The organism is Allobosea sp. (genome assembly GCF_051860145.1).
GTDB lineage: Bacteria > Pseudomonadota > Alphaproteobacteria > Rhizobiales > Beijerinckiaceae > Allobosea.
This window is the reverse complement of the sequence record NZ_JBHYEM010000001.1, coordinates 211,219-234,472: the sequence shown is the minus strand read 5'-3', so window position 1 is coordinate 234,472 and position 23,254 is coordinate 211,219. Positions and strand designations below refer to the sequence as shown.

The window sequence follows — 23,254 nt, the reverse complement described above, 5'->3', positions numbered from 1 at the left end:
AGATTCCGACTGGAAGGGTGCGACGCCGGCCGCGGAGGCCGGCGTCGCGAGGTCGTTACGCGACGGTGAAGTAGGAACCCGGATCGCTCTGGATGTCCTCGGCGGTGACGCCGACCAGGGTCAGCGTGTCGCCGTTGCCGAGATCGACCACGGCGTTGCCGCCGACGGTCGTGGCACGCGCGGCGACGTCGTCGGCCGAGGAGACGCCCGTGCCGTTGATGTCGGACGCGATCTGCAGCATGTCCGAGCCGGCCTCGAAATCGAGGACGAGGTCGTTGCCGCCGCCGCCGTTGAAGACGAACGTGTCGGCACCCGCGCCGCCAGACAGGATGTCGTTGCCCTGACCGGCGAAGAGCACGTCGTCGCCCGCGCCGCCCTGCAGGATGTCGTCGCCCTGGCCGCCGACGAGCACGTCATTGCCGTCGCCGCCCTGGAGCACGTCATTGCCCTGGCCGCCCTGGAGGATGTCGTCGCCGACACCACCCTGGAGCACGTCATCGCCCTGGCCGCCCAGCAACACGTCATTGCCGGCGCCGCCTTGCAGGATGTCGTCTCCCTGACCGCCGGAGAGGACATCGTCGCCCTCGCCGCCGAACAGCGAATCGCTACCCTCGCCGCCGAAGAGCACATCGTTGCCCTCGCCGCCGAAGATGCTGTCATCGCCATTGTCGCCAAAGATCAGGTCGTCCCCGTCCTCGCCGAAAATGGTATCGTCGCCGCCGCCGCCTTTGACGAAATCGTCGCCGGCGCCGGCATGAACCACGTCACTGAAACGGGTCCCGATCAAGAAGTCATCGAATGCACTGCCTTCGATCGTGGCCATTATCACCTCCTAGGCGATTGAATGCGCCCGCGGGTCGGCTCGAATTGCCATCACCCGAATAAAGGGCGCCGTTCCGATGACAGGCGAAAGGCCTATCATCGCTCGACATACATGAGAGTAGACAATATGTGCAGCGCAGCAAGCGTTTTATTGTGACTTTTTTGCGATGCAAAAAGATTTATAATCTATATCAGCGCACTTAAATTTGATAGTCGATCAAAGTAAGTTCGAAATTCGAAATATATACTTATGGAAATTGATATTAGATTATTGTGGCGATTCTTTGAGCAGAATAATTAAGATTTTTAACTATCAATCCTCTCTGAAGGCGCGGTTGAAGCTGTCGGTGAACGGCGACAGCAGGTAGTCCATGGCGCGGCGCGAGCCGTTCACGACCAGCACCTCGGCCGCCATGCCGGCATGGAGCGAGACGTTGTTCTCGGCCAGGGCTTCCGGCGTGATCTCGGCGCGGGCGATGAAATAGGCGGCGCCGGTCTTCTCGTCGACGAGCTGATCGGCGGCGATATAGGTGACCTTGGCGATCAGCGGCGGCATCAGCCGGGCGTTGAAGGCGGTGAGCCTGATCCGGGTCTCGGCCCCGAGCTTGATCGAATCGATGTCGCGCGGGTCGATCTTGGCCTCGACGACAAGTGGCTCGTTCTCGGGCACGATGTCGAGGATGGGCTCGCCCGCCGCAATCGCGCTGCCGGCGGTGCGTGTGCGGATATTGACGACGATGCCCTCCTGCGGCGCGATGACGACGAGGCGGCGCAGCACGTCCTCGGCCTGGACGATGCGCTCGACCACTTCCGAGAGGAGGAGCTGCGAGTCCTGCAGCTCCTTGGCGATGTCGCCCTGGCGTTCGAGGCCGATCGAGATGATCTCGAGATTCGCGCCGGCGACGGCCTGTTCGGCCTTGGCCTTGCGCGCGGCGGTCTCGCCGGCGCGGCCGGCGAGCTCGCTTTGCTTGGTCTGGAGCTCGACGAGCTGGCTGCGCTTGGCGTAGCGCTTCTCATAGAGGTCGGCGACCGTGCGCACCTCGTCGTCGATCAGGCTGCGCTGGTAATGCGTCGCCGCGATCTGGGCCTGGAGCGCCTCGGTCTCGGCCTGGTGCTGCTCGATCACGCGCTTCTGGATGCTGATCTTGCCCTCGTAGACCTGGGCGCGGGCCTGGAAGAGCTTGCGCTCGGCGGTGACGACCTCGCGCGCGATCGGCGTGCCCGCCATCTCGAGATCGTCGGGAAAATCGATCCCTGCCGCGTTGTTCTGCTCGGCCCTGAGCCGGGCCAGCTTCGCTTCCAGACCGACCCGCTTGCCGTGGAGCTGCTGCAGCTCGGCGCGCTGGCGCGCATCCTCCAGACGCAGCAGCGGCTCGTCCTTGGCGACGCGGTCGCCCTCCAGCTTCAGCAGCATCTTCAGGATGCCACCTTCGAGATGACTGACGGTCTTGCGCTTGCTGTCGACGATCACCGTGCCTTGGGCGACGGCGGCGTTGTCGAGCCGCGCCGTCACGGCCCAGGCGCCGAAGCCGCCGAAGCCGATCGCGATCGCGCCGACGCCGGCGAGCATGAGATTGCGCAGCGAGGGCATGCGCTCCTCGGGCTCCTCGGTCGCCGGCGTGACCGGGACGAGGGCACGGCTGGAGCTTCGCAGGGCCGGGAACTTGCTCATGCCGGGGTCCTCGCCGTGGCTGCTTCACGGATCTGGCCGGCCTGCTCCTGGCGCTTCGGCTCGATCTCGACCAGGCCGCCGGGCGTGATCATGCCGGCGATCGCCGAGCGCGGCCCGAACTGGGCGATCCGGCCCTCGCGCAGCACCAGGATCTTGTCGACGACCTGCATCACCGAGGGACGATGCGCGATCAGGATGACCATGGCGCCCGATTCCCGCGCCGCGTTGATGGCGCGGATCAGGCTCTGCTCGCCCTCGGCGTCGAGATTGGCGTTGGGCTCGTCGAGCACCAGCAACCGCGGCGAGCCGTAGAGCGCCCGCGCCAGGCCGATGCGCTGGCGCTGGCCGCCCGAGAGCTTGAAGTCGCCGTCATTGACGCTGGTGTCGTAGCCGAGCGGCATCCGTCCGATCAGCTCGTGCACGCCGGCGATCCGGGCCGCCTCAAGGATCCTCTGGGGATCGGGCTGCTGCATGCGTGCGATGTTCTCGGCGATCGAGCCGTTCAGCAGGGAGACCGATTGCGGCAGGTAGCCGACCATCGCGCCGAACGAGGCGCGCTCCCAGAGATAGACATTGTGGCCGTCGAGATAGACGCCGCCGACATTCGGCTTGAGCACGCCGACCAGGAGCCGCGCCAGCGTCGATTTGCCGGCGCCGGATGGCCCGACCACGCCGAGCACCTCGCCCGGCGAGAGCGTGAAGGAGATGCTCTTGATCACCGTCTGCTCGGAGCCGCCCGGCGCATAGACGACGCGGTCGATCACGAGGTCGCCCTCGGTCGGTGGGTTGGCCGTGGTCTGGCGCTGCGACGAGCGCAGCAGCAGGAGCTCGCGCACCCGCTTCCAGGCCGCGGCCGCCAGCACCCATTGCCGCCAGTCGGAAATCATCGAATCGAAGGGGGCGAGCAGGCGCCCGAGCAGGATGCTCGCCGCCATCAGCGTGCCGATCGTGACCTCGTTCTTGATGGCCAGGGTCGCACCGGTTGCATAGATCGCGAGCTGCATCGTCATGCGCGAGCTGCGGGTTACCGCTGCGATGAACTTGCCGCGGCGGGTGCCGAGGTCGAGATGCTCGATCATCGCCACCTGCCGGCCGCGCCAGCGCTTGGCCAGGGCCGGCAGCATGCCCATCGCCTCGATCGTCTCGGCATGGCGCAGGCTGGAGCCGACATCGTTGATGCTGGCGACGCCCTCCTCGTTGGCCTCTTTCAGGACACGCCGGGTGAGCACGTCCGAGAGCACGCCGAGCAGCAGCAGGATGATCAGCGAGATCGCGCCGACGAGCCCATAGACCGGATGGAAGGCGAAGAGGACGGCCAGGAAGATCGGCGACCACATCGCTTCGAGCGGGGTCGCGATCGCGGAGCTCGCAATGAAATAGCGGATGTCGTTGAGGTCGCGGATCGCTTGCGTCGCCTGGGCCGAACCCTGTTCGAGCGAGGAACTGACGGCCGCTTCCAGAGCTGGTAGATTGAGCCGGCGCGCGAACAGGCTGGCCATCGTCTGGAAGGTCAGCGAGCGGATGAACTCGATCGCGCCGTAGAGCACGAGTGCCCCTATGGCGATCACAAGCAGCATGGTGAGCGTGTCGAAGCTGCGGCTGACGATGACGCGCTCCTGCACCTGCAGCATGAACAGCGGCACGGTCAGCAACAGGAGGTTGATGCAAAGACTCAGGAAGGCCGCATAGCCGAGACCGCCGGCAAAAGAGCGCTGGAGTTCACGGACCAAACTGTCGGGCGCCGAGGCTGCGGCCTTCATGCATGTCTCCGTTGCGGGTGGACTTGTGTCAGCCAGCGCGATACCCAGCCTTTGCTCAAGCAAGATGGCTGACGACGACGCGATGGGCTTATTAGCATGTCACGCAAGCTGTGTCGCAAATATGACAGATAAAGAGTCGAATATCTTGGAATAAAATCGTAAAATATGGCCAGAATGCGCGATATTTCGAATTTTGAAACAGTTTATACGTAACAAAAAATTGCTACATTCTTAGTTTTGAGGTATCGCGGCTGGCATGTGCTTTGCGTGTAGGCTAATCGACTCCAGAAGGGGATATCCGCGGGCGGGGTGCCCATTTTGAAACCAGGCGGAGTAGAGAATGCATTCGAAACCGCATTTCAGCGATCAATTCCTAGGCACGGCGCTTAACGGCCAGCATGGCAGGACGGAACGGCGGGCCGATTCGGACAACGGGGCTTCAAGAAATCTGGTCTCCCAGCTCGACCTTGCCCGCATGATCGAGAGGGTCAGCAGGCGCTTCCTCGATTATCTGCGCCTGGAGCTGACCCGGCTTGGCGTCGATGACATCTCGCCCTCGCAGGTGATGGTGCTGCTGACGATCGGCACCGGTGAGATCGCGGTCCGCGACCTGCTCGATCGCGGTTATTATCTCGGCTCCAACGCGTCCTATAATCTCAAGCAGCTCGTCGAATGCGGCTATCTCGATCGCGGCGCCTCGCCCCGCGACCGCCGGCTGGCCAGGATTTCGCTGTCTCCGAAAGGCCAGCTTCTCTGCGAGCGGCTGCGGCTGCTCGACGAAAGCAACCAGTTCGGGCTGAGCCAGGATCTCGATCTCGAGCCGGATATGCAGACCACCTATGACACCTTGCGCCGCCTCGAGCTCTGGTGGGGCGATGCCTTGCGCTATGGAGGGGTTCTGTTCGCGTCATGCGCGTCCTATTCATTCATCGCTCAGGATCTGGCCAATTCGCTCATCTGATCGGGCGCCTCCTCGGCGAAGGCGCCGAGGTGACCCTCGTGACGGAACGCGTCGAGGCCGCTCGTCCTGGTCTCAGCCAGATTCCCTACACCGTCGGCAGGACCGAGACGGCGAGCCCCAGCCTCGCCGCGACGGAGTATCATGTCATGACCGGCGAGGCCGTGGCCTCCGCCCTGCGGCGCCTGCGCCGGGACGAGCGGCCGGACGTGATCGTCGGCCATACCGGTTGGGGCGGGCTGCTCTTCGTCAAGGACGTGCTGCCCGATACGCCCGTTCTAGGTTATTGCGAATATTACTATAACGGCCAGAATTCCGATTTCGATTTCGACCCGGCGGACGATGCCTCCGAGGCGCACCGGATGCGGCTGCGCATGCGCAACGCCGCCCAGCTCGTGACCCTGCAGGCGATCGACGCCGCCTATACCCCGACCCGCTGGCAGCACCGCCAATATCCCCAGAGCCTGCGCGACCGCATCGCCATTTGCCATGACGGCATCGATACGCGGCTGTGCCGGCCGAATGCCGCCGCCGAATTCACATTGCCCGATGGCCGGGTGCTGCGGGCCGGCGACGAGGTCGTCACCTTCGTCGCGCGCGATCTCGACCCCTATCGCGGCTACCCGCAATTCATGCGCGCAGCAGCACTGGCGGCGCGGGCGCGGCCCGATGCGCTCTTCGTCGTCGTCGGTGGCGATGGCGTCGGCTATGGCCGTCCGCGCGAGGATGGCCGCCTCTGGCGCGAGGTCATGGCGCAGGAGGCAGGCCTCGGCGAGCGCATGGTCCATATTCCCTGGCTGACGCATGACGAGCTGATCCGCCTGTTCCAGGTCTCGGCGACGCATGTCTATCTGACCGTGCCCTTCGTGCTGTCCTGGTCGCTTCTCGAGGCGATGGCCTGCGGCTGCCTGATCGTGGGCTCGCGGACGCCACCGGTGCAGGATGTCATCGCCGATCGCCGCAATGGCCTGCTGGCGCCCTTTCACGACGCGGCGGCGCTTGCCGGCACGATCGCCGGGGCGCTGGCCCGGCGTGGCGAGGCGGGCGGCCTGCGTGAGGCGGCGCGCGCCACGGTGCTGGCGAAGTTCGAGCTGGAGGCCTGCCTCGATCGCCAGACCGGCTTCATCGAGCGGCTTGCGGCGCAGAACGATCTGCGTGCGGCGGAAACCGCCTGGGCCGAGGCCGGCTGAAGGCCCCGCCGCCGGCGGGAAGCGCTGCCGGCGCCTTACTGGATCGTCGCTCCGTGCGACCGCTGGTAGGTCATCGCCTCGGTGATAAGGCGTCCGCGGCGCATGGGCCGCAAGCCGGCCTCCTGCCAGCCATCGGCCGTCATCAGCCGCGCCACCATGCCGTGGATGCGCTTGGGATGCGCGTCGGGGTCGTCGCTGAGCCAGAGCCCCCAAGATTCCTCGATCAGGCTGACCAAAGGCTCGAGTGGCGGATCGCCGCGCTCGGCCGCGTATAGCAGCGCGGCACAACCTGCGGGCGACGAAATGATTTCCCAGATCTCGAGCGGCTCCGTTCCCCTGTTCATGATTCTTGGCCTTTCCCTCTGCCCGCTAATATCGGGCTTGATCTGCCCTACATTGATACTACTGCATGCGCCCACCCCCGGATGCAGAATGCAGAACTATACTGCAACGCCGTTGAGGAAGGAAAGTGCGACGTGCTTTCGCAGCCTCGCTAAAAGGTCTCATGCGCCGGGATGCGCTCGGGCAGCCGGCGATCGAGGCGTCACAATCGCTTGAGGAAGCCGCTGGGTGTCTGGCCGGTGACTTGCCGGAAGGCATGGGCGAAGGCGGCCGCTCCGGCAAAACCGGCGTGATGCGCGGCCTGGGCGATCGAGGCCCCTGCCGAAAGCCTGTCGATCGCGCCGACGATTCGGGCCCGCTGGCGCCAAGCCTTGTAGGTCAGCCCGGTCTCGTCGGGAAACAGCCGGCTGATCGAGCGCGCCGAGGTTCCCGCCCGCCTTGCGATCTCGTCGATGGCGAGTCGCATGGCAGGGTCACCGAGCGCGATATCCGCGACGCGGCGGCCGGCTCCCCCGCCTGGCAGCGGCAGGAAGGTCGGCGCATCCGGCGTCTCGGTGAGTTCGTGCAGGATGAGCCGCGCGATCAGCTCCGCCCGCTCGCTCGCCGGCTCGCAGTCGAAAAGGGTCAGGATCAGGGCGCGCAGCAGCGGCGTCACCTGGAGGGCGAAGGCGCGGTCGAGCATTTGCGCCGGCGCCCAGCGCCGGCAGGCCGCCGCCTCGAAATACAGCGTCCACATCTCGACATCGGCGACCATGTCGAGCGCGTGCGACAGGCGCGGTGGCACCCAGACGGCGAGTTGCGGCGGCACCAGCCAGCGCCCGCTCTCGGTCCTGACCTGCATCGTGCCGGAGACGGCGAAGATCAGCTGCGCCTCGCGATGGGCGTGCAGGCCGAGCGCGGTGCCGCGCGGATAGATGCGGCGCAAGGTGCTGAAAGGGGCCGGCATCGTCGGAATGGCGTCTCTGCGATCGATTTTGGCATCACGTCGATATCACGCCGGATTACCATGCCGGCGAGGAGATCGCCATGAACCGCCCCGCGACCGTGCTCGCCTATGTCAACGCCGCCCATTTCATCGATCACTACGCGATGCTGGTCTTCCCGGCGGCGCTGATCGTGATGGCGCCGGTGCTCGGCTATGACTATGGCGAGCTGCTGCCCTATGCGACGCCGGGCTTCGTCGCCTTCGGCGCCGGCTCGCTCCTGACCGGCTGGCTCGGCGATGTCTGGAGCCGCCGCCATATGATGCTGATCTTCTTCATCGGCATCGGCCTGGCGCTGATCTGCGTCGGCTTCGCGGCGACGCCGCTGCAGTTCGGATTCACGCTCTTCCTCGTCGGCGCTTTCGCCGCGATCTACCACCCCGTCGGCACGGCGATGATCGTCGCCTATGCGCCGCGTCTCGGCCGCGAGATCGGGCGCAACGGCGTCTTCGGCAATCTCGGCGTCGCCTCCTCGGCGCTCGCGACCGGCCTGCTCGCGCAATATCTCGGCTGGCGCGCCGCCTTCATCGCGCCAGGCCTCGCCTCGATCGCGATCGGCATCGCCTTCGCCCGCGCCGTCGTCCACGAGAGCCGCGAGGGTCACAAAGCGGCAACCGCGGCCTCTCGCGTGCCGAAGGAGGCGATGTGGCGCGTGCTGGCGGCGCTGGTCATCACGGTGCTGGCGAGCTCGACCGCCTTCAACGCGGTCACGGTCGCGCTGCCGAAACTCTTCGCCGAGCGCCTCACTGAGCTCACCACCAGCCCGGCGCTGCTCGGCCTGATCGCGGCCGGCGTCTATGTCTTCGGCGCCCTGGCGCAATACACGATCGGTGGGCTGATCGACCGGCACGGCCTGCGCGCCGTCTTCCTGCCGCTCTGCTTCCTGCTGGCGCCGGCGCTCTATCTTTCGGCGATCCTCTCCGGGCCGGCGCTGCTGGTGGCCTCGGTCCTGGTCATCATCGCGCTCTTCGGGCAGGTCACGATCAACGATGCCATGGTCGGCAAATACACCAGCGACCGCTGGCGTTCGCGCGCCTATGCGGCCCGCTATTTCATCGGCTTCACGGCGGCTGGCGGCGCTGTCGCGCTCGTCTCGATGCTGCACGCGCAGGGCGGCTTCACGCTCGCCTTCCAGGTCCTGGCGGGGCTCGGCCTGATGGTGATCGTCGGCGGATTGATCTTCCCGGCCGAGCGCGCCCCGGAGCTAGAGGCGCAGGCGGCCGAATAAACGGCCGTGCCGCGCTACCAGTAGGTGGTGATGGCGTCGATATCGGGTCGCTTCCGCTCGCCGAGCGCTTCCCGCGCCGTGCCGATATGCACGATCCCGGCGATTTTCTCGGCTTCGGAGAGCCCGAACAGGGCATGCATGCCGGGGCTGTAGGCGACCCAGCCTGTCAGCCAGGTTGCGCCATAGCCGAGAGCCTGAGCGGCGTGGAGCAGGTTCATGCAGACGGCGCCGGCCGAGAGCTCCTGCTCCCAGGCGGGAATGCGCGCCGTGGTGTCGCTGCGGCTGACGACCAGCACGATCGCCGGGGCATAGGTCAGCGAGCGGCCGACGATCGCGCTGAATTTTGCGCGCTTTTCGGGATCCATCGCCGTGTTCTCGTCGGCGTAGAGCCGGCAGGCCGCCTCGCTCGCGCGCTTGCGCGCCTCGCCCGCGATCACGACGAAACGCCAGGGTTCGAGCCCGCCATGATCGGGCACGCGCGCCGCGATCGTCAGCAGGCGGCGAAGCTCGCTTGAGTCCGGTCCCGGTTCGGCGAGCGCGGTCATGCCGACGGACCGGCGCTCCTCCAGCAGGCGCAGCAGCGCCTCGCCGTCCTGCGGTTTCGGCACCGTGATGGCGGCGGCCTGGCTCTGGGTCATTCCTCGTCCTTGCTCATGAGCGAGCGCTCAGGCCCGCCCGGCCACGCGGGCCAGCCGCAGGTCGGTCACCGGCGCCGGCTGGGCCATTCGCGCCATCGCGACCTGGAGGGCCTCGATATCCTGCTCCAGGCTCGGCCGCCAGCCGCAGGGGCAGGCGTCCTCATGGCGGTGCGCGTCGGCCACCTCCTGATAGATCGATCCGAGCGCCTCGGCGGCGAGCGCCATCACCGTCATCGGCGCGAGCCGCGACTCGTGCAGCATGTCGCAGAAGGCCGTCATCACCACTTGCCGCAGCGTGGCGCGGGCAGCCTCGGTATCGTCGTCGGTGGTGATCTCATGCGGCATGGTGAGCAGCCCTCCGCCTGTTGCCATGCTGGTCCTCCGGCGCGAAATCGCCGGCCGCGCTTTCGAGCGCCACTGTGATCAGGTCGACGAGACGCTGCATCCGTGCCGGCAGCGCCTGATAGGCGGCCGGGCTCGCATTCGCCGGCCCTTTCGCGAAGGCGAGCGCCTGGCGCAGCTCGAGCGGCGTCGCTCTGGTCCGCAAGGTTTCCCGGATGATGAGCTCGTCGCCCCGGCCGATCGCCGCGACGACATCGGGTGCAGAAATCTCGCGCATATCGAAACCTTGCTCCGCCGAATCGATCGAGGCCCCCGAGATAGGGGCGATGGGACGTCCATGCAAGTATCTGTTTTTATTAGATAAATGGAATAGTTCGAAACTGGAGCCTCGTCTGGCCGCGCCTCGGTCCGCTCCATTCACCCACGGTTCATCGGGTCCGCGACAGGCTCATCGCCGGCAGGGGGTACGCAGCACACGGGAAAACCGGGCGCGGATGCCTGCCGTGCGGGGGATCATTGTTCTTGCTGAAGCTCGTCGACGGGCCGGGTCCAATTGCGCAACCGCCGACCGATCGGCAGGTCGCGCGGCGCTTTGCCGCCTTCACCAGGGGGTACTGGCAGGGGCCGACCGCCGGCCGGGCCTGGTTCTGGACGCTCTCGCTGGCGGCCTCGATCATCGTCAGCGTCTTCGTCAACGTCACGGTCAACCGCTGGAACGGCTGGTTCTTCGACGCGCTCGAGAAGAAGGATGGCGAGAGCGCGCTGATCGCCATGGCGGTCTTCCCGGTGCTCGCCGCGATCGTCGCCGGCATCGGCGTCGCCATCCTGGTGACGCGCGAGACGCTGCAGGTGCACTGGCGGCAATGGGTCACCGCCAAGCTCGCCGATAGCTGGGTCGGCGATCGGCGCTTCTTTCGCTTGAGCCTGTCGAACGACGAGCCGGCCAATCCCGAATACCGCATCGCCGACGATGTGCGCTGGGCGACCGAGCCGCTGGTCGATTTCGCCATCGGCCTGCTCTCGGCCGTCATCACCATCGTCATGTTCATCGAGATCCTCTGGGAGATCGGCGGTGCGCTGACGCTGCCGGCAGCGGTCGGCGCCTTCACGATCCCGGCCTATCTGGTGCTGGCCGCGATCCTCTACGCCGTGCTGGTCTCGCTGCTGATCACCGTCGTCGGCCGCCGCCTGCCCAGCCTCGTTGCCGCCCGCAACGAGGGCGAGGCCCGGCTGCGCTTCGCCCTGATGCGGATCCGCGACCATGGCGAGCCGATCGCGCTCGGCCGGGCCGAGGCCGGCGAGCGCCGCGCCGTCGCGCGCACCTATGACAGCCTGGCCCAGCGCTGGCTCGCCATGATCCGCCAACGCGGCCGGCTGACCTGGATCACCAATGGCAGCGGTGCGCTCGTGCCGGTCGTGCCGCTTTTGCTGGCGGCGCCGAAATATCTCTCGGGCGAGATGTCGCTCGGCGGCGTCGTCCAGGTCGCGGCCGCTTTTGTGGCCGTGCAGAACGCCTTCAACTGGGTGCTCGACAACTTCATGCGCATCGCTGAGTGGCTGGCGGCGGCGCGACGGGTCAACGAGCTCGCCGATGCGCTCGAGCGCATTGAGCGCGACCCGCCCGCCGACCATCTGACGCTGACATCGAGCACTGATGGCCTGCTGCACCTGGACGACGTCACCTTGACCGACCGCGATGGCCGCACGCTCGTCGCCGGCATCGGCTTCTCCTTGCCGCCGGGCGCCACCATGCATGTCTCGGGCGAGCTCGGGCTCGGCAAATCGGCGCTGATCCAGGCGCTTGCCGGGCTCTGGCCCTGGGGCCGCGGCGAGCTTGCGTTGCCGGCAGCGGCGCGGGTGACCGTCGTTCCCCACAGCCTGCATCTGAGCGAAGGCAGCCTGCGCACGATTCTCGATACGGCGCTGATGCTGCCGGGCGACGCGCTGGCCGATGCCCTGCGCCGCTATGGTCTTTCCGCGCTCGTGTCCTCCCTCGACGAGCATCGCGACTGGGGCAAGCTGCTCGCGACCGGAGACCGGCAGCGCCTGGCGCTCGCCCGCGCCGAGCTCGAAGCGCCCGACATGCTGCTGCTCGACGAATCTACGAGCGCGCTCGAGATCGACTCGGCGCTCGCACTCATCGCCGAACTGCGCGCCGCGCGGCCGGACGCGATCATCCTGCTGATGGGCCAGAGCCCCGGTTTCGCCGAGGCCGCCAGCCACCATCTCGTGATGAAGCGGGCTGGCGGCGTCGCGCGCATGGCGGGCCATGACAATCCGCGGCCGGTCCGCGCCGAACCGGCCGCGCCATGATCTCGCAGGTCCTCAGGATGAGGGCTGACACTCTCCACGGCCTTCTGGCCGGTCATTTCATTACGGAGCTGATCGCATGCTGAACATCTGGGACGTCTATTGGGGCCTGCGGGTCGAGCAATGCCCCTGCGACGTGCATTTCGTCGAATGGCTCGAGGAGCAGGGCCTCACCGGCAAGCGCATCTACCATTTCGGCACGGGCGGGCACCATTATATCGGCATCCGCTGCGCCGAGCCGGAGCTCGACTGCACCGTGCTCGGCATCACCGCCTCGCCCAAGGAATATGATGCCTTCGTCAAGCTGGCGATCGACAACCCGGCGATCACCAAGAGCTACTGCGCCTATTTCGGTGACATCTACACCAGCAACGCAAAGCTGCTGCCGCGCTTCGACATCGTCACCCTGTTCCATTCCTGCGAGTTCCGCAGCGAGAAGAACGACGCCTATGGCGCGCTCACCGATCTTCAGGTGATGCAGCTTTTCACCGATCAGACCGATATCGGCGGCCATATCCTGTTCTATACCGGCTCCTTCGCCTATGCCGCTGCCGAGCCGGTCATTGCCGAATGGGCGAGCTCGCGGCCGGTCGAGGAGGTCGAGGGCTTCAAGACCCTGCGCGTCTTCCGCAAAACGGGCTGATGGGCCAGCTCGGAACCCGCTTCAAAATGGGCCGGCCGCATGTTAGGGCTGGTCCCGCAACTCGTTCGAGAAAGGGGGGCTGCGTGATCACGTTCTTTCGTCACCATCGTCAGCGCGGCCCCGTTCAGGCCCTGCAAGCAAGCTTGCAGGGCTGACCCCGAGACGATCCCTCACAGGTTCTCTTTCCGGTCTGCCCTTCGTGGTGGCGCGGCGCTGAGCGTCAAGGCTCCGGCGCACGACCCACCGCCCAATCCATCGAGCTGACGCCGCAAAAAGGCATCCGCATCCCGCAGGCCGCGAAGCGCTTGTCCGGAAGGCGGCTGAGGCTCGGGCAGTCCAGAGAACGACAATGGCTTTGATCAACGCTCGTAAGCTCGGCGTCACGCTTGGTGCGCCGCTGTTCGCCAATCTCAACCTGACGATCGGCGCGGGTGACCGCCTCGGTCTCGTCGCCGCCAATGGCCGGGGCAAGTCGACGCTGCTGCGCTGCCTCGCCGGCTCGCTCGAGCCGAGCACGGGCGAGATCACGCGCTCGCGCGGTCTGCGCGTCGGCCATGTCGAGCAGGACATCCCGGCCGCGCTGCTCGCCTTGCCCTTCTACGATCTCGTCCTTCGCGCCCTGCCGCGCGAGCAGGCCGAGACGGAGGCCTGGCGCGTCGATGTCGCGCTGGAATCGCTGGAAATCCCGGTGGCGTTGCGCCGGCGGCCGTTGTCGCAATTGAGCGGCGGCTGGCAGCGCTTCGCCCTGCTGGCGGCCGCCTGGGTCACCGATCCCGACATGCTGCTGCTCGACGAGCCGACGAACCATCTCGATCTCGCCCGCATCCGCCAGCTCGAAGACTGGCTGAACGGCCTGCCGCGCGACGTCCCCGTGGTGATCTCGAGCCATGACCGCGCCTTCCTCGACGCCGCGACCAACCGCACGCTGTTCCTGCGGCCCGAGAACTCCCAGCTCTTCGCGCTGCCCTACACGCGGGCGCGCGCCGCGTTGGACGAGGCCGACGCCTCCGACGAGCGCCGCTACCAGCGCGACGTCAAGGCGGCGCAGCTTCTGCGCCGGCAGGCGGCCAAGCTCAACAATATCGGGGTCAATTCCGGCAGCGACCTTTTGGTCGTGAAGACCAAGCAGCTCAAGCAGCGGGCCGAACGTCTGGAGGATGCCGCGCGGCCCGGCCATCACGAGCGCTCCGCCGGAGCGATCCGGCTCGCCAATCGCGGCACCCACGCCAAGGTGCTGATCACGCTCGACGATCTGACGGTGGAAACGCCCGACGGGACGCCGCTGTTCCGGACCGGCAAGCGCTGGATCAGCCAGGGCGACCGCATCGTGCTGCTCGGCAGCAATGGCGCCGGCAAGTCGCGCCTGGTCGAGCTCATCCGCGCCGCGGTCGCGAACCCCGAGGCCGCGGCCGCGGCGATCAGGGTCACGCCCTCGCTGGTGCTCGGCTATGGCAGCCAGAGCCTGTCCGAATTCGCCGAGGGCGACACGCCGCATGGCGTGATCACGCGCCGCTTCGATATCGGCGACCAGCCGGCGCGCAGCCTGCTGGCCGGCGCCGGCGTCGCCGTCGACATGCAGGAGCGCCGCCTCAGTGCGCTCTCCGGCGGCCAGAAGGCGCGCCTCGCCATGCTGGCGCTGCGCCTGGCCGAACCGAATTTCTACCTGCTCGACGAACCGACCAACCATCTCGACATCGAGGGCCAGGAGGCGCTCGAGGCCGAGTTGATGGCGCGCGAGGCGAGCTGCCTTCTGGTCTCGCATGACCGCAGCTTCGTCAGGGCGGTCGGCAACCGTTTCTGGCTGATCGAGAACCGGCGCCTGACCGAGATCGAGAGCCCGGAGGCGTTCTTCTCCGCCACTGGCGGCGGGGAACCGTGACCGCGAACCCCACGCCCTGCGCCAGCCTCATGGCGCGCATTCAGCGCGCTCTCCCGGCTTGTGGATCGCAGCCGAGCCGCTATCTGTCGGGGCGGGCGCCTGGCGCCCTCCCGCCCGCAATCGGCGCGAGCTGTGATCCGGCCCCGCGCGCAACCGACCATGAGAGAGCATGTCGTTCGGCCCGCATGAGCCAGGAATGCCCTTGCGACGGCGCAGCCGCTGGTGGTGGCTGGGTCCGCTGGCCAGCATCACCATCTTCTGCGCCTCGCTGGCCGTGCTCTGGATCATCATCCGGGAGATGGAGCCGGGCCAGGTCGCCGGCGCCTTCGCCGATGCCAGCCGCCGCCAGATCGGGCTCGCGCTCGCTTTCACGGCGCTGAGTTATTTGCTGCTCACCGGCTATGACAAGCTGGCGCTGCGGCGGCTCGGGCTGACGATTCCGTACCGGACCACCGCGCTCGCCTCCTTCACCAGCTATTCGGTCTCCTTCACGCTCGGCTTTCCGCTCGTGACCGGCGGCACGGTGCGCTACTGGATCTATTCGGCCAAGGGCGTGCGCGCCTCGGAGGTGGCGAGCCTGACCGTGATCGCCGGCCTGACCTTCTGGCTCGGCCTCGGCGCCATCCTGTGCGCCTGCCTGCTTTATGCCTCCGAATCGGTCGCCATGCTGGCGCGCACGGCGCCCTGGGTCGTCCAGGTCGTCGGCGCCGTCGCGGCGCTCGCCATTCTCGGCTATCTCGTCTGGGTCTCGACCGGCGAGCGCACCTTCCGGGTCCGCGGCTGGAACCTGCCGCTGCCCGGCCTCGGCATCACGCTGGGCCAGATGTTCCTCGGCGCCTGCGAGGTCGCGGCCGCGGCCGCGGTGCTGTTCGTGCTGCTGCCGGGCGGGCACAATATCGAGTACCCGACCTTCCTCGCCGTCTATGTCTTCGCCTGCCTGATCGGCATCGCCAGCCATACGCCGGGCGGGCTCGGCGTCTTCGAGGCGACGATGCTGGTCGCGCTGAATCGCCTGCCCTACGAGCACGTGCTCGGCGCGCTGCTGCTCTTCCGCATCATCTACTACCTGCTGCCCTTCATCCTGGCGCTCGTCCTGCTGGCGCTGAACGAGATGATCCGCCGGATCAAACGGCACGACGTCTAGGGCCAGCCGGCCCCTCAGAACATCGCGGGTTCATGCGCCTTGGCCCGGTTGATGAACCAGACGTCGATCGCGACGGCCTCGGCCTTGTCGTTGCGGAAGACGTCGCCGAACTCGTAGGGCACGAAGCCGAGCGGCGACAGGAAGCTGATCAGCTCGTGGAGCAGGGGCGTGTTGCTGCCATAGCTCCGCTGAAGCCAGGTCTCGAGCATCAGGAACTTCACACCCGGGAGCGTCTGCCTTGCGCCTTTCAGCGCAGCCAGTTCGCCGCCCTGGATGTCGATCTTGAGCAGGTCCGGCGCCGCGCACATCCGCGAGGCGACGATCGAGTCGATCGAGCGGACGGGGACCTTTACGGGCTTGATATGGTCGGCTCCCGCAATCGCCAGGGTCGTGCTGGCGACGGGGTCGTCATAGATGTTGATCTTGATCGAGCCGTCCTTCTCGCCGATGGCGATGGGATGAAGATGGGCGTCCTGGTGGATGCCCTTCAGGTATCCCAGGATCTCGCGATAGCTCGGATTGATCTCGGCAAGCGGCTCGAAGACCTCGAAGCGGGACTCCGGCAGCACTTTCGACATGATGTTGACCCAGGCCCCGTTGGAGCCGCCGACATCGTAGACGACCGGAAAATTGTAGCCCAAAGCCCTGATGGCGCGCCCGACCTGAGCGTCCATGTCACCATAACTCATGCAATTGATCCCTATCCCGCTTCGGAAAGAGCCGCGGCCCGCCGACTTTGCCTCAGGCGAAGAACAGTGCCGCCTGGACCTCCGCTACGGTCAGCGCAGCATAACCGTGGACCTGGAACGAGTAATAGCCCGAGCCCTGAGCGATATAGCCGATCACGTCGGTGCCATACTGGGTCAGATAGACCGAGCCGCTATAGGCTGTCGGCAGGATGATATAGTCCTGCACCCCGCCGGCCTTGAAATCGGCGATATAGTCGGCGTCTCCCGCCCTGACATCGAAGCTCAGGTTGAAGTAATCCAGCCCGCCGACATTGTAGTCGCCGTAGAACGTGTCGTTGCCGATATAGCCGCCGAGCGCATCCGAGCCGTTGCCGCCAAGCACGGTGTCGTTGCCGCCGCCCGAGAAAATGGTGTCGTTGTCGGCCCCGCCATCGATATAGTCGTTGCCGTTGCCGGTCGCGATCGTGTCGTTGCCGGCCTCGCCGAGCGCGCTGATCGCGTTGCCCAGGCCGGAATAGATCGTGTCGTTGCCGCTGCCGCTATAGGCCACGTCGGTGCCCTGATCGGCCCAGATCAGGTCGTTGCCGGCGCCACCGCGCAGTGTGTCATTGCCTTCGCCGCCGATCAGCGTGTCGTTGTCGTCGCCGCCATCGAGCAAGTCGTTGCCGCGGCCGCCATCGATATAGTCGTCGCCGGCGCCGCCATAGAGGCCGGCGAGATAGGTGCGCGTTTCGCCGTAGAAATGTGCGACGGTGATGACGACGTTCGTGTCGCTGCTGTCGCCGCCATAGATGACATCGTTGCCGTCGAAGCCGTAGATGGCATCAGTGCCATCTCCGCCTTCAAAGTAATCGTTTCCGGAGATTTCGTTCGCAGTAGGCTGGCCGCCAGCCGGAGGGAAGAGAAATTGGCCTCCCGCCAGGAGGTCACTGCCTTCGCCGCCATAGATATTGTCGGATAGGCGATCGCCGAACGCCAGATCGTTACCGTCGCCGCCATAGAGGTTTCCATACCCATTGTCGTTATTTATGAATATATAATCGCTTCCCCGCCCACCTTCGACGACGTCGAGCCCGCCGATGTTCGACGCCAATGTGTCGTTGCCGTCGCCGCCGTAAAGATAGTCGTACCCTGTCGTCACCGTGTCGTTGCCCGTCGTTCCCATGTAAGTGGCCATGACAATGTCCCCTCATTCTTGGGCAGCCCGTGCCCTTGATCGTCGAGACGGTTCCCCGGCGGGCGAATGCCCGCTCAGCGACGTCGCCGCGGCGATCTAGCCACAGTCGCCGGCTCCCGCCGTCCTTCATTTGGAGGATGGAGGTGCTGGTTTCGGTGGTCGCCGAGGGATGGCCGGCGAAGGGAGCGGCGCCGGCCGGAGAGGGCGCCGCTACGCGATCAGCTCTCGCCGCCGTCGTTCAGGTAATCCGCGGCGGCGAGCACGATGCCGGTGTCGGTCAGGCCGATCGCCTTCTCGTCCTTGTCCTTGTAGGGAACGGCGTGGAGGACGTGGCGGATGGTGTTGAGCCGGGCGCGGAACTTGTCGTTGGCGCGGATCACGGTCCAGGGCGCCCATTCGGTCGAGGAGCGCGCCAGCATCTGCTCGAAGGCGCGCGAATAGGCATCGAAGCGCGGGATCGCCTCGAAATCGATCGGCGAGAGCTTCCAGCGCTTCAGCGGGTCGTGCCAGCGCGCATGCAGCCGGCTCATCTGCATCTCGCGGCCGATGGTCAGGAAGAGCTTGATCAGCCGCACGCCGTCGCGCACCAGCATGCCCTCGAAGGCGGGCGCCTCGCGCAGGAAGGCGTCGGTCTCCTCGACGCTGCAGAACTCCATGGCTCGCTCGACGCCGGCGCGGTTGTACCAGGAGCGGTCGAAGAACACGATCTCGCCGGCCGTCGGCATCTGCGCCGCATAGCGCTGGAAATACCATTGCCCCTTCTCGGTGTCGGAGGGCTTCGACAGCGCCACGACCCGTGCCTGGCGCGGATTGAGATGCTGGGTGAAGCGGGCGATCGTGCCGCCCTTGCCGGCGCCGTCACGCCCCTCGAAGACCAGGACGATGCGCTCGCCATGCTCGCGCGCCCAGCTCAGCAGCTTCAGGAGCTCGATCTGCAGCGGCTCGAGCTCGCGCTCGTAGTGCTTGCGCTTCATGCGCTTGTCGTAAGGATAGTCGCCGCTGCGGAAGGCCGCCTCGGCGATCGCCTTCGACAGCTCCTTGGCCTCGATATCGAAGCCGGCCGCTGCCTTTGCGCTCCGTTTCGCGGTCGTTGGCGCCTTCGCGCGCTTGGTCTTCGCCGCCGGCGGAATCGCCCGCCTCGCCTTGTTTCCGGACGCTGCCTTCGCCATCCCAGTCTCCTGTGCTGACGCAAGCTAGCCTGCGGTCCCGCTGAAAGGAACGGCCGGAATCGACCTGCGTGTCGGCGCGCGCGATTGGCAGCGCGCCTGCCGCGCCCTATGAGGGCGCCAGCGCCACCCGCGGAGCCTGTTTGCATGGCCGATCTCGTCGATCCTCAAGCCCCGGTCACCGCAGCGCTGGTGGAGGCGCTCGGCGCTGCGGTCGTCCTGCTCGACGCGCAGGGCGTGGCGCAGGCGCTGAGCCCGGCCATGCGGGCGCTCATTCCCGCGCTCGAGCGCGGCCAGCCGCTGACGCTCGTGCTGCGCGACCCCGATCTGATCGACGCGATCGAGCAGGCCGCGCGCCAGGGCGGGCGCCGCGTCATCGAGCTGATCGAGCGCGTCCCCGTCGAGCGCACCTTTCGCATCCATATCGCCGCGCTCAAGGGCACGGGCTGGCGCAGCCCGGTGCTGCTGACTTTCGAGGATCTCAGCGAATTGCGCGTCACCGAGCGCATGCGCGTCGATTTCGTCGCCAATGCCAGCCACGAGCTGCGCACGCCGCTCGCCTCGCTGCTCGGCTTCGTCGAGACCCTGCAAGGCCCGGCCCGCAATGATGCCGGCGCGCGCGACCGCTTCCTGACGATCATGCGCGAGCAGGGCCTGCGCATGGCCCGCCTCGTCGATGACCTGCTCTCGCTCTCGCGCATCGAGCTGCGCGCGCATCTTGCGCCGGAAACCCCCGTCGACCTTGCCGGCATCTCGCGCGAGATCGTCGACTCGCTGACCTTGATGGCGCGCGAGCGCAAGGTCACGCTCCGGCTGGTGATGCCGGAGCAGCCGGTCAGGGTCGCGGGCGATCGCGACGAATTGCTGCGGCTGATGGAGAACCTCGTCGAGAACGCGATCAAATACGGCCGCGAGGGCGGCGAGGTCATGATCGAGGTCGCCGATGGCGCGAGCGAGGCCAGCGTCAGCGTCCGCGACGACGGGCCGGGCATCGCGCCCGAGCATCTGCCGCGCCTGACCGAGCGCTTCTACCGGGTCGACACGGCCGCCAGCCGCGAGGCCGGCGGCACGGGCTTAGGCCTCGCCATCGTCAAGCATATCGTGCTGCGCCATCGCGGCCGGCTGACGATCGAGAGCGCTCAGGGCGAGGGCGCGACCTTCAGGGCGATCCTGCCGCGTCTGGGGACGAGTTGACGCAGCGGCGGCTAACGTGACGGTCTGTCATCTGTCTGTCATATGCAGGGTGTTCTAGCGGGCCTGCCAAAGACTGCGACCCAGACGAGGACTCCTCAATGCGCAAAATTCTCATTCTCGCGGCTGCGACGATCGGCTTGGCCGGCGCTGCTCAGGCCGCCGATATCACCGGCGCGGGCGCGACCTTCCCCTTCCCGATCTATTCGAAATGGGCCGAGGCCTATAAGAAGGAGACCAATATCGGTCTCAACTACCAGTCGATCGGCTCGGGCGGTGGCATCCGCCAGATCAAGGCGAAGACCGTCGCCTTCGGCGCGACCGACGCGCCCCTCAAGGGCGAGGACCTGACCAAGGACGGCCTCATCCAGTTCCCGACCGTCATGGGCGGCGTCGTCCCGGCGATCAACGTCGCCGGCGTCGAGGCGGGCAAGCTCAAGCTCACCGGCCCGATCCTCGCCGAGATCTATCTCGGCACCGTCAAGAAGTGGAACGATCCCAAGATCGTCGCGCTGAATGCCGGCGTGACCCTGCCGGATGCCAATATCAACCCGGTCTATCGTTCGGACGGCTCGGGCACGACCTTCGTCTTCACCGACTACCTCTCCAAGGTCTCGGCCGACTGGAAGTCGAAGGTCGGCACCAACACCTCGGTGCAATGGGCTGTCGGCATCGGCGGCAAGGGCAACGAGGGCGTCTCGGCCTCGGTCAAGCAGGTCGCCAACTCGATCGGCTATGTCGAATACGCCTATGCCAAGCAGAACAAGCTGGCCCATGCCCTGGTCCAGAACGCCGACGGCCAGTTCCCGGCGCCGGACGACAAGGCCTTCCAGGCCGCCGCCGCCAATGCCAACTGGCAGGAAGCCCCCGGCTTCGGCATCTCGCTGAACAACCAGAAGGGCGCCAACGCCTGGCCGATCACCTCCGCCACCTTCCTGCTCGTGCACGCCAAGCCCGAGAAGCCGGAAGAGGTGCAGTCCGCGCTCAAGTTCGTCGACTGGGCCTTCAAGAACGGCGACAAGCTCGCCCTCGATCTCGACTACGTGCCGCTGCCGGCCAAGGTCAAGGACGAGGTCCGCGCCGCCTGGAAGGGCGTCACCGACCCGGCCGGCAAGCCGATCTTCTGATTGCCGACCAAAGCGAGGCGGGAGCTTGTTCCCGCCTCGCCATTCTGCCTGAGACCCTGATTTCCTCGTGCTTCTTCTGCGACCGGAGTAACCACGGATGGCTGCCGTGACAGATCAGATGGCCGCGCCCGGCGCGCCCGCCATTCGCCGCACTCCAAAAGGCACTTTCGATCTCGTCTTCCGCAATGCCAGCCTGCTGGCCGCGCTCTTCGTGCTGGTGCTGCTCGCCGGCATCATGCTGTCGATGGTCATTGGCGGCTGGCCCGCCTTCCGCGAATTCGGCTTCGGCTTCATCACCTCCAGCGTCTGGGACACCCAGAACGAGCAATACGGCGCCTGGCCGGCGATCGTCGGCACCTTGTCGACCGCGCTGATCGCGCTCGTCATCGGCGTGCCGCTCTCGCTCGGCATCGCCGTCTATCTCACCCAGCTCGCGCCGGCCTGGTTCAAGCGCCCGGTCTCGACCGCCATCGAGCTGCTCGCCGCCGTACCCTCGATCATCTACGGCATGTGGGGGCTTTTCGTCTTCGTGCCGCTCTTCGCGGCCTATGTGCAGATCCCGGTCTCGAACATCGTCGAGGGCATCCCGCTCGTCGGCACCGTGCTGTATTCGCGCTCGCCCTCGGGGCTCGGCATCCTGACGGCGGGCATCATCCTCGCCTTCATGATCATCCCCTTCATCGCCTCGATCACGCGCGACATGCTCGAGCAGATCCCCTCGGTGCTGCGCGAGAGCGCCTACGGCATCGGCGCCACCACCTGGGAGGTGGTTCGCCATGTCCTGGTGCCGCAGGCCGGCGTCTCGATCATCGGCGCGATCATGCTGGGGCTCGGCCGCGCGCTCGGCGAGACCATGGCCGTGACCTTCGTCGTCGGCAACGCCAACCGGCTCTCGGCCTCGATCATGGACCCGGGCTCGACCATCGCCTCGCGCATCGCCAACGAGTTCAACGAGGCGCTCGGCCTGCAGCTCAACGCGCTGATCGCGCTCGGCTGCATCCTCTTCTTCGTCACCTTCGTCGTCCTCGTCATCGCGCGCATCCTTGTGTCGCGCGTCAAGGCTTACTGAGCGGGTCCCGACCATGAGCATGACGACAACCCCGACCCCCCGCCCGCTGCCCCACGCGCCCTGGGGCCGCGTCCGCCAGTCGCGCCGCACCGCCGACAAGGCGATGAGGGTCATCGCCACCGGCTTCACCTTCCTCGCCATCCTCGTGCTGTTCTGGATCCTCGGCATGCTGATCGTGAAGGGCGTCGGCGGGCTTTCGCTCGCCACCTTCACCCACATCACGCCCGGCCCCGGCAGCGAGGGCGGCGGCCTCGCCAACGCCATCGTCGGCTCGGTGGTGCTGACCTTCCTCGGCATCGCCGTGGCGACGCCGATCGGCGTGCTCGCCGGCACCTATCTCGCCGAATACGGCAAGGGCTCGAAGCTCGCCGACCTGATCCGCTTCATCAACGACATCCTGCTCTCGGCGCCCTCGATTCTGATCGGCCTCTTCGTCTACGTCATCCTGGTCGAGCCCTTCCGCGGCTATTCCGGCTGGGCCGGCGGCGTCGCGCTCGGCATCATCGCGATCCCGGTCATCGTGCGCACCACCGAGGACATGCTGCGCCTCGTCCCCGGCTCGCTGCGCGAGGCCGGCTCGGCGCTCGGCGCGCCGCCCTCCGTGGTCATCACCAGCGTCACCTGGCGGGCCGCGAAATCAGGCATGGTCACCGGCATCCTGCTGGCGCTGGCCCGCATCGCCGGCGAGACCGCGCCGCTGATCTTCACCGCGCTGAACAACAATTTCTGGTTCTCGCCCAATCTTTCGGGCGGCGTCTCCAACCTGCCCGTGACGATCTACCAGTTCGCCTCCGCCCCTTACGAGAACTGGCAGCAGCTCGCCTGGGCCGGTTCGCTGATCATCACCGTCTCGATCCTGCTATTGTCGCTCATCGCCCGCCGCATCGTGCGCGGCGGCAAATGAGCGGCCAACCCTCGTCGCGT

Annotated in this window: 22 protein-coding genes; 11 read left to right on the top strand and 11 right to left on the bottom strand. The window is 66.7% G+C overall.

Going from position 1 to position 23,254, the window contains the following annotated elements; all coding sequences use genetic code 11:
• Positions 1-55 precede the first annotated feature (55 nt).
• From ACTIF2_RS01135 to ACTIF2_RS01125, 3 genes are all read right to left on the bottom strand, one after another.
• A complete protein-coding gene (locus ACTIF2_RS01135) occupies positions 56-823 on the bottom strand; it encodes a calcium-binding protein (RefSeq protein ID WP_439495172.1) in 768 nt (255 codons plus the stop codon).
• A 312-nt stretch (positions 824-1,135) separates the two neighbouring features.
• Positions 1,136-2,494 (bottom strand): HlyD family type I secretion periplasmic adaptor subunit, encoded by a 1,359-nt coding sequence (locus ACTIF2_RS01130; RefSeq protein ID WP_439495171.1) that lies wholly within the window; start codon positions 2,492-2,494, stop codon positions 1,136-1,138.
• A complete protein-coding gene (locus ACTIF2_RS01125) occupies positions 2,491-4,254 on the bottom strand; it encodes a type I secretion system permease/ATPase (RefSeq protein ID WP_439495170.1) in 1,764 nt (587 codons plus the stop codon). Before ACTIF2_RS01125 ends, ACTIF2_RS01130 begins: the two co-directional genes overlap by 4 nt.
• Positions 4,255-4,729: 475 nt before the next feature.
• Here ACTIF2_RS01125 and ACTIF2_RS01120 point away from each other — a divergent pair, with 475 nt between their 5' ends.
• Both ACTIF2_RS01120 and ACTIF2_RS01115 read left to right on the top strand, forming a co-directional pair.
• A complete protein-coding gene (locus ACTIF2_RS01120; protein WP_439495169.1) occupies positions 4,730-5,215 on the top strand; it encodes a MarR family transcriptional regulator in 486 nt (161 codons plus the stop codon).
• Between the two features lie 29 nt (positions 5,216-5,244).
• Complete coding sequence (locus ACTIF2_RS01115) at positions 5,245-6,402, top strand: glycosyltransferase (RefSeq protein ID WP_439495168.1); 1,158 nt, start codon at positions 5,245-5,247, stop codon at positions 6,400-6,402.
• Positions 6,403-6,437: 35 nt separating this feature from the next.
• On the opposite strand, the gene ACTIF2_RS01110 is transcribed toward ACTIF2_RS01115, so the two are convergent.
• Together ACTIF2_RS01110 and ACTIF2_RS01105 are read right to left on the bottom strand one after the other, a co-directional pair.
• On the bottom strand, positions 6,438-6,746 hold the full coding sequence (locus ACTIF2_RS01110; RefSeq protein WP_439495167.1) for a hypothetical protein: 309 nt from the start codon (positions 6,744-6,746) through the stop codon (positions 6,438-6,440).
• 200 nt (positions 6,747-6,946) lie between these two features.
• Positions 6,947-7,690 (bottom strand): AraC family transcriptional regulator, encoded by a 744-nt coding sequence (locus ACTIF2_RS01105; protein WP_439495166.1) that lies wholly within the window; start codon positions 7,688-7,690, stop codon positions 6,947-6,949.
• Between the two features lie 80 nt (positions 7,691-7,770).
• Here ACTIF2_RS01105 and ACTIF2_RS01100 point away from each other — a divergent pair, with 80 nt between their 5' ends.
• Positions 7,771-8,955: an MFS transporter gene (locus ACTIF2_RS01100; RefSeq protein ID WP_439495165.1), complete on the top strand. Its 1,185-nt coding sequence runs from the start codon at positions 7,771-7,773 to the stop codon at positions 8,953-8,955.
• 14 nt (positions 8,956-8,969) lie between these two features.
• Here the strand turns inward: ACTIF2_RS01100 and ACTIF2_RS01095 are convergent, their stop codons facing one another.
• The 3 genes from ACTIF2_RS01095 to ACTIF2_RS01085 are packed head-to-tail and all read right to left on the bottom strand — an operon-like array spanning position 8,970 to position 10,212.
• Positions 8,970-9,593 (bottom strand): nitroreductase family protein, encoded by a 624-nt coding sequence (locus tag ACTIF2_RS01095; protein ID WP_439495164.1) that lies wholly within the window; start codon positions 9,591-9,593, stop codon positions 8,970-8,972.
• Between the two features lie 27 nt (positions 9,594-9,620).
• Positions 9,621-9,965 carry a hypothetical protein gene (locus tag ACTIF2_RS01090; RefSeq protein WP_439495163.1) on the bottom strand — a complete coding sequence of 115 codons (345 nt, stop codon included), beginning with the start codon at positions 9,963-9,965 and terminating at the stop codon, positions 9,621-9,623.
• On the bottom strand, positions 9,928-10,212 hold the full coding sequence (locus tag ACTIF2_RS01085; protein WP_439495162.1) for a hypothetical protein: 285 nt from the start codon (positions 10,210-10,212) through the stop codon (positions 9,928-9,930). Before ACTIF2_RS01085 ends, ACTIF2_RS01090 begins: the two co-directional genes overlap by 38 nt.
• Before the next feature lie 245 nt (positions 10,213-10,457).
• Between ACTIF2_RS01085 and ACTIF2_RS01080 the strand changes: the two genes are divergently transcribed.
• The 4 genes from ACTIF2_RS01080 to ACTIF2_RS01065 all read left to right on the top strand — a co-directional run bounded on the left by ACTIF2_RS01080 (position 10,458) and on the right by ACTIF2_RS01065 (position 15,911).
• A complete protein-coding gene (locus ACTIF2_RS01080) occupies positions 10,458-12,248 on the top strand; it encodes an ABC transporter ATP-binding protein/permease (RefSeq protein WP_439495161.1) in 1,791 nt (596 codons plus the stop codon).
• Positions 12,249-12,324: 76 nt separating this feature from the next.
• Complete coding sequence (locus ACTIF2_RS01075) at positions 12,325-12,888, top strand: hypothetical protein (protein ID WP_439495160.1); 564 nt, start codon at positions 12,325-12,327, stop codon at positions 12,886-12,888.
• A 349-nt stretch (positions 12,889-13,237) separates the two neighbouring features.
• Positions 13,238-14,767, top strand: coding sequence for an ABC-F family ATP-binding cassette domain-containing protein (locus tag ACTIF2_RS01070; RefSeq protein ID WP_439495159.1), 1,530 nt, complete (start codon positions 13,238-13,240; stop codon positions 14,765-14,767).
• Between the two features lie 196 nt (positions 14,768-14,963).
• The gene (locus ACTIF2_RS01065) at positions 14,964-15,911 is read left to right on the top strand and encodes a lysylphosphatidylglycerol synthase domain-containing protein (RefSeq protein ID WP_439495158.1); all 948 of its coding nucleotides are present in this window, start codon (positions 14,964-14,966) and stop codon (positions 15,909-15,911) included.
• A 14-nt stretch (positions 15,912-15,925) separates the two neighbouring features.
• On the opposite strand, the gene ACTIF2_RS01060 is transcribed toward ACTIF2_RS01065, so the two are convergent.
• The 3 genes from ACTIF2_RS01060 to ppk2 form a co-directional block, all read right to left on the bottom strand.
• Positions 15,926-16,600, bottom strand: a complete 675-nt coding sequence (locus ACTIF2_RS01060) for an FkbM family methyltransferase (RefSeq protein WP_439495157.1) — start codon at positions 16,598-16,600, stop codon at positions 15,926-15,928.
• A gap of 52 nt (positions 16,601-16,652) precedes the next feature.
• The gene (locus ACTIF2_RS01055; protein WP_439495156.1) at positions 16,653-17,777 is read right to left on the bottom strand and encodes a calcium-binding protein; all 1,125 of its coding nucleotides are present in this window, start codon (positions 17,775-17,777) and stop codon (positions 16,653-16,655) included.
• 218 nt (positions 17,778-17,995) lie between these two features.
• Complete coding sequence (gene ppk2, locus ACTIF2_RS01050; protein ID WP_439495155.1) at positions 17,996-18,946, bottom strand: polyphosphate kinase 2; 951 nt, start codon at positions 18,944-18,946, stop codon at positions 17,996-17,998.
• A 144-nt stretch (positions 18,947-19,090) separates the two neighbouring features.
• Here ppk2 and ACTIF2_RS01045 point away from each other — a divergent pair, with 144 nt between their 5' ends.
• The 4 genes from ACTIF2_RS01045 (at position 19,091) to pstA (ending at position 23,234) form a co-directional block, all read left to right on the top strand.
• A complete protein-coding gene (locus ACTIF2_RS01045) occupies positions 19,091-20,137 on the top strand; it encodes an ATP-binding protein (protein ID WP_439495154.1) in 1,047 nt (348 codons plus the stop codon).
• 98 nt (positions 20,138-20,235) lie between these two features.
• A complete protein-coding gene (pstS, locus tag ACTIF2_RS01040; protein WP_439495153.1) occupies positions 20,236-21,261 on the top strand; it encodes a phosphate ABC transporter substrate-binding protein PstS in 1,026 nt (341 codons plus the stop codon).
• Between the two features lie 97 nt (positions 21,262-21,358).
• Positions 21,359-22,330: a phosphate ABC transporter permease subunit PstC gene (pstC, locus tag ACTIF2_RS01035; protein ID WP_439495152.1), complete on the top strand. Its 972-nt coding sequence runs from the start codon at positions 21,359-21,361 to the stop codon at positions 22,328-22,330.
• Between the two features lie 19 nt (positions 22,331-22,349).
• Complete coding sequence (gene pstA / locus ACTIF2_RS01030) at positions 22,350-23,234, top strand: phosphate ABC transporter permease PstA (protein ID WP_439495595.1); 885 nt, start codon at positions 22,350-22,352, stop codon at positions 23,232-23,234.
• Positions 23,235-23,254: the final 20 nt, after the last annotated feature.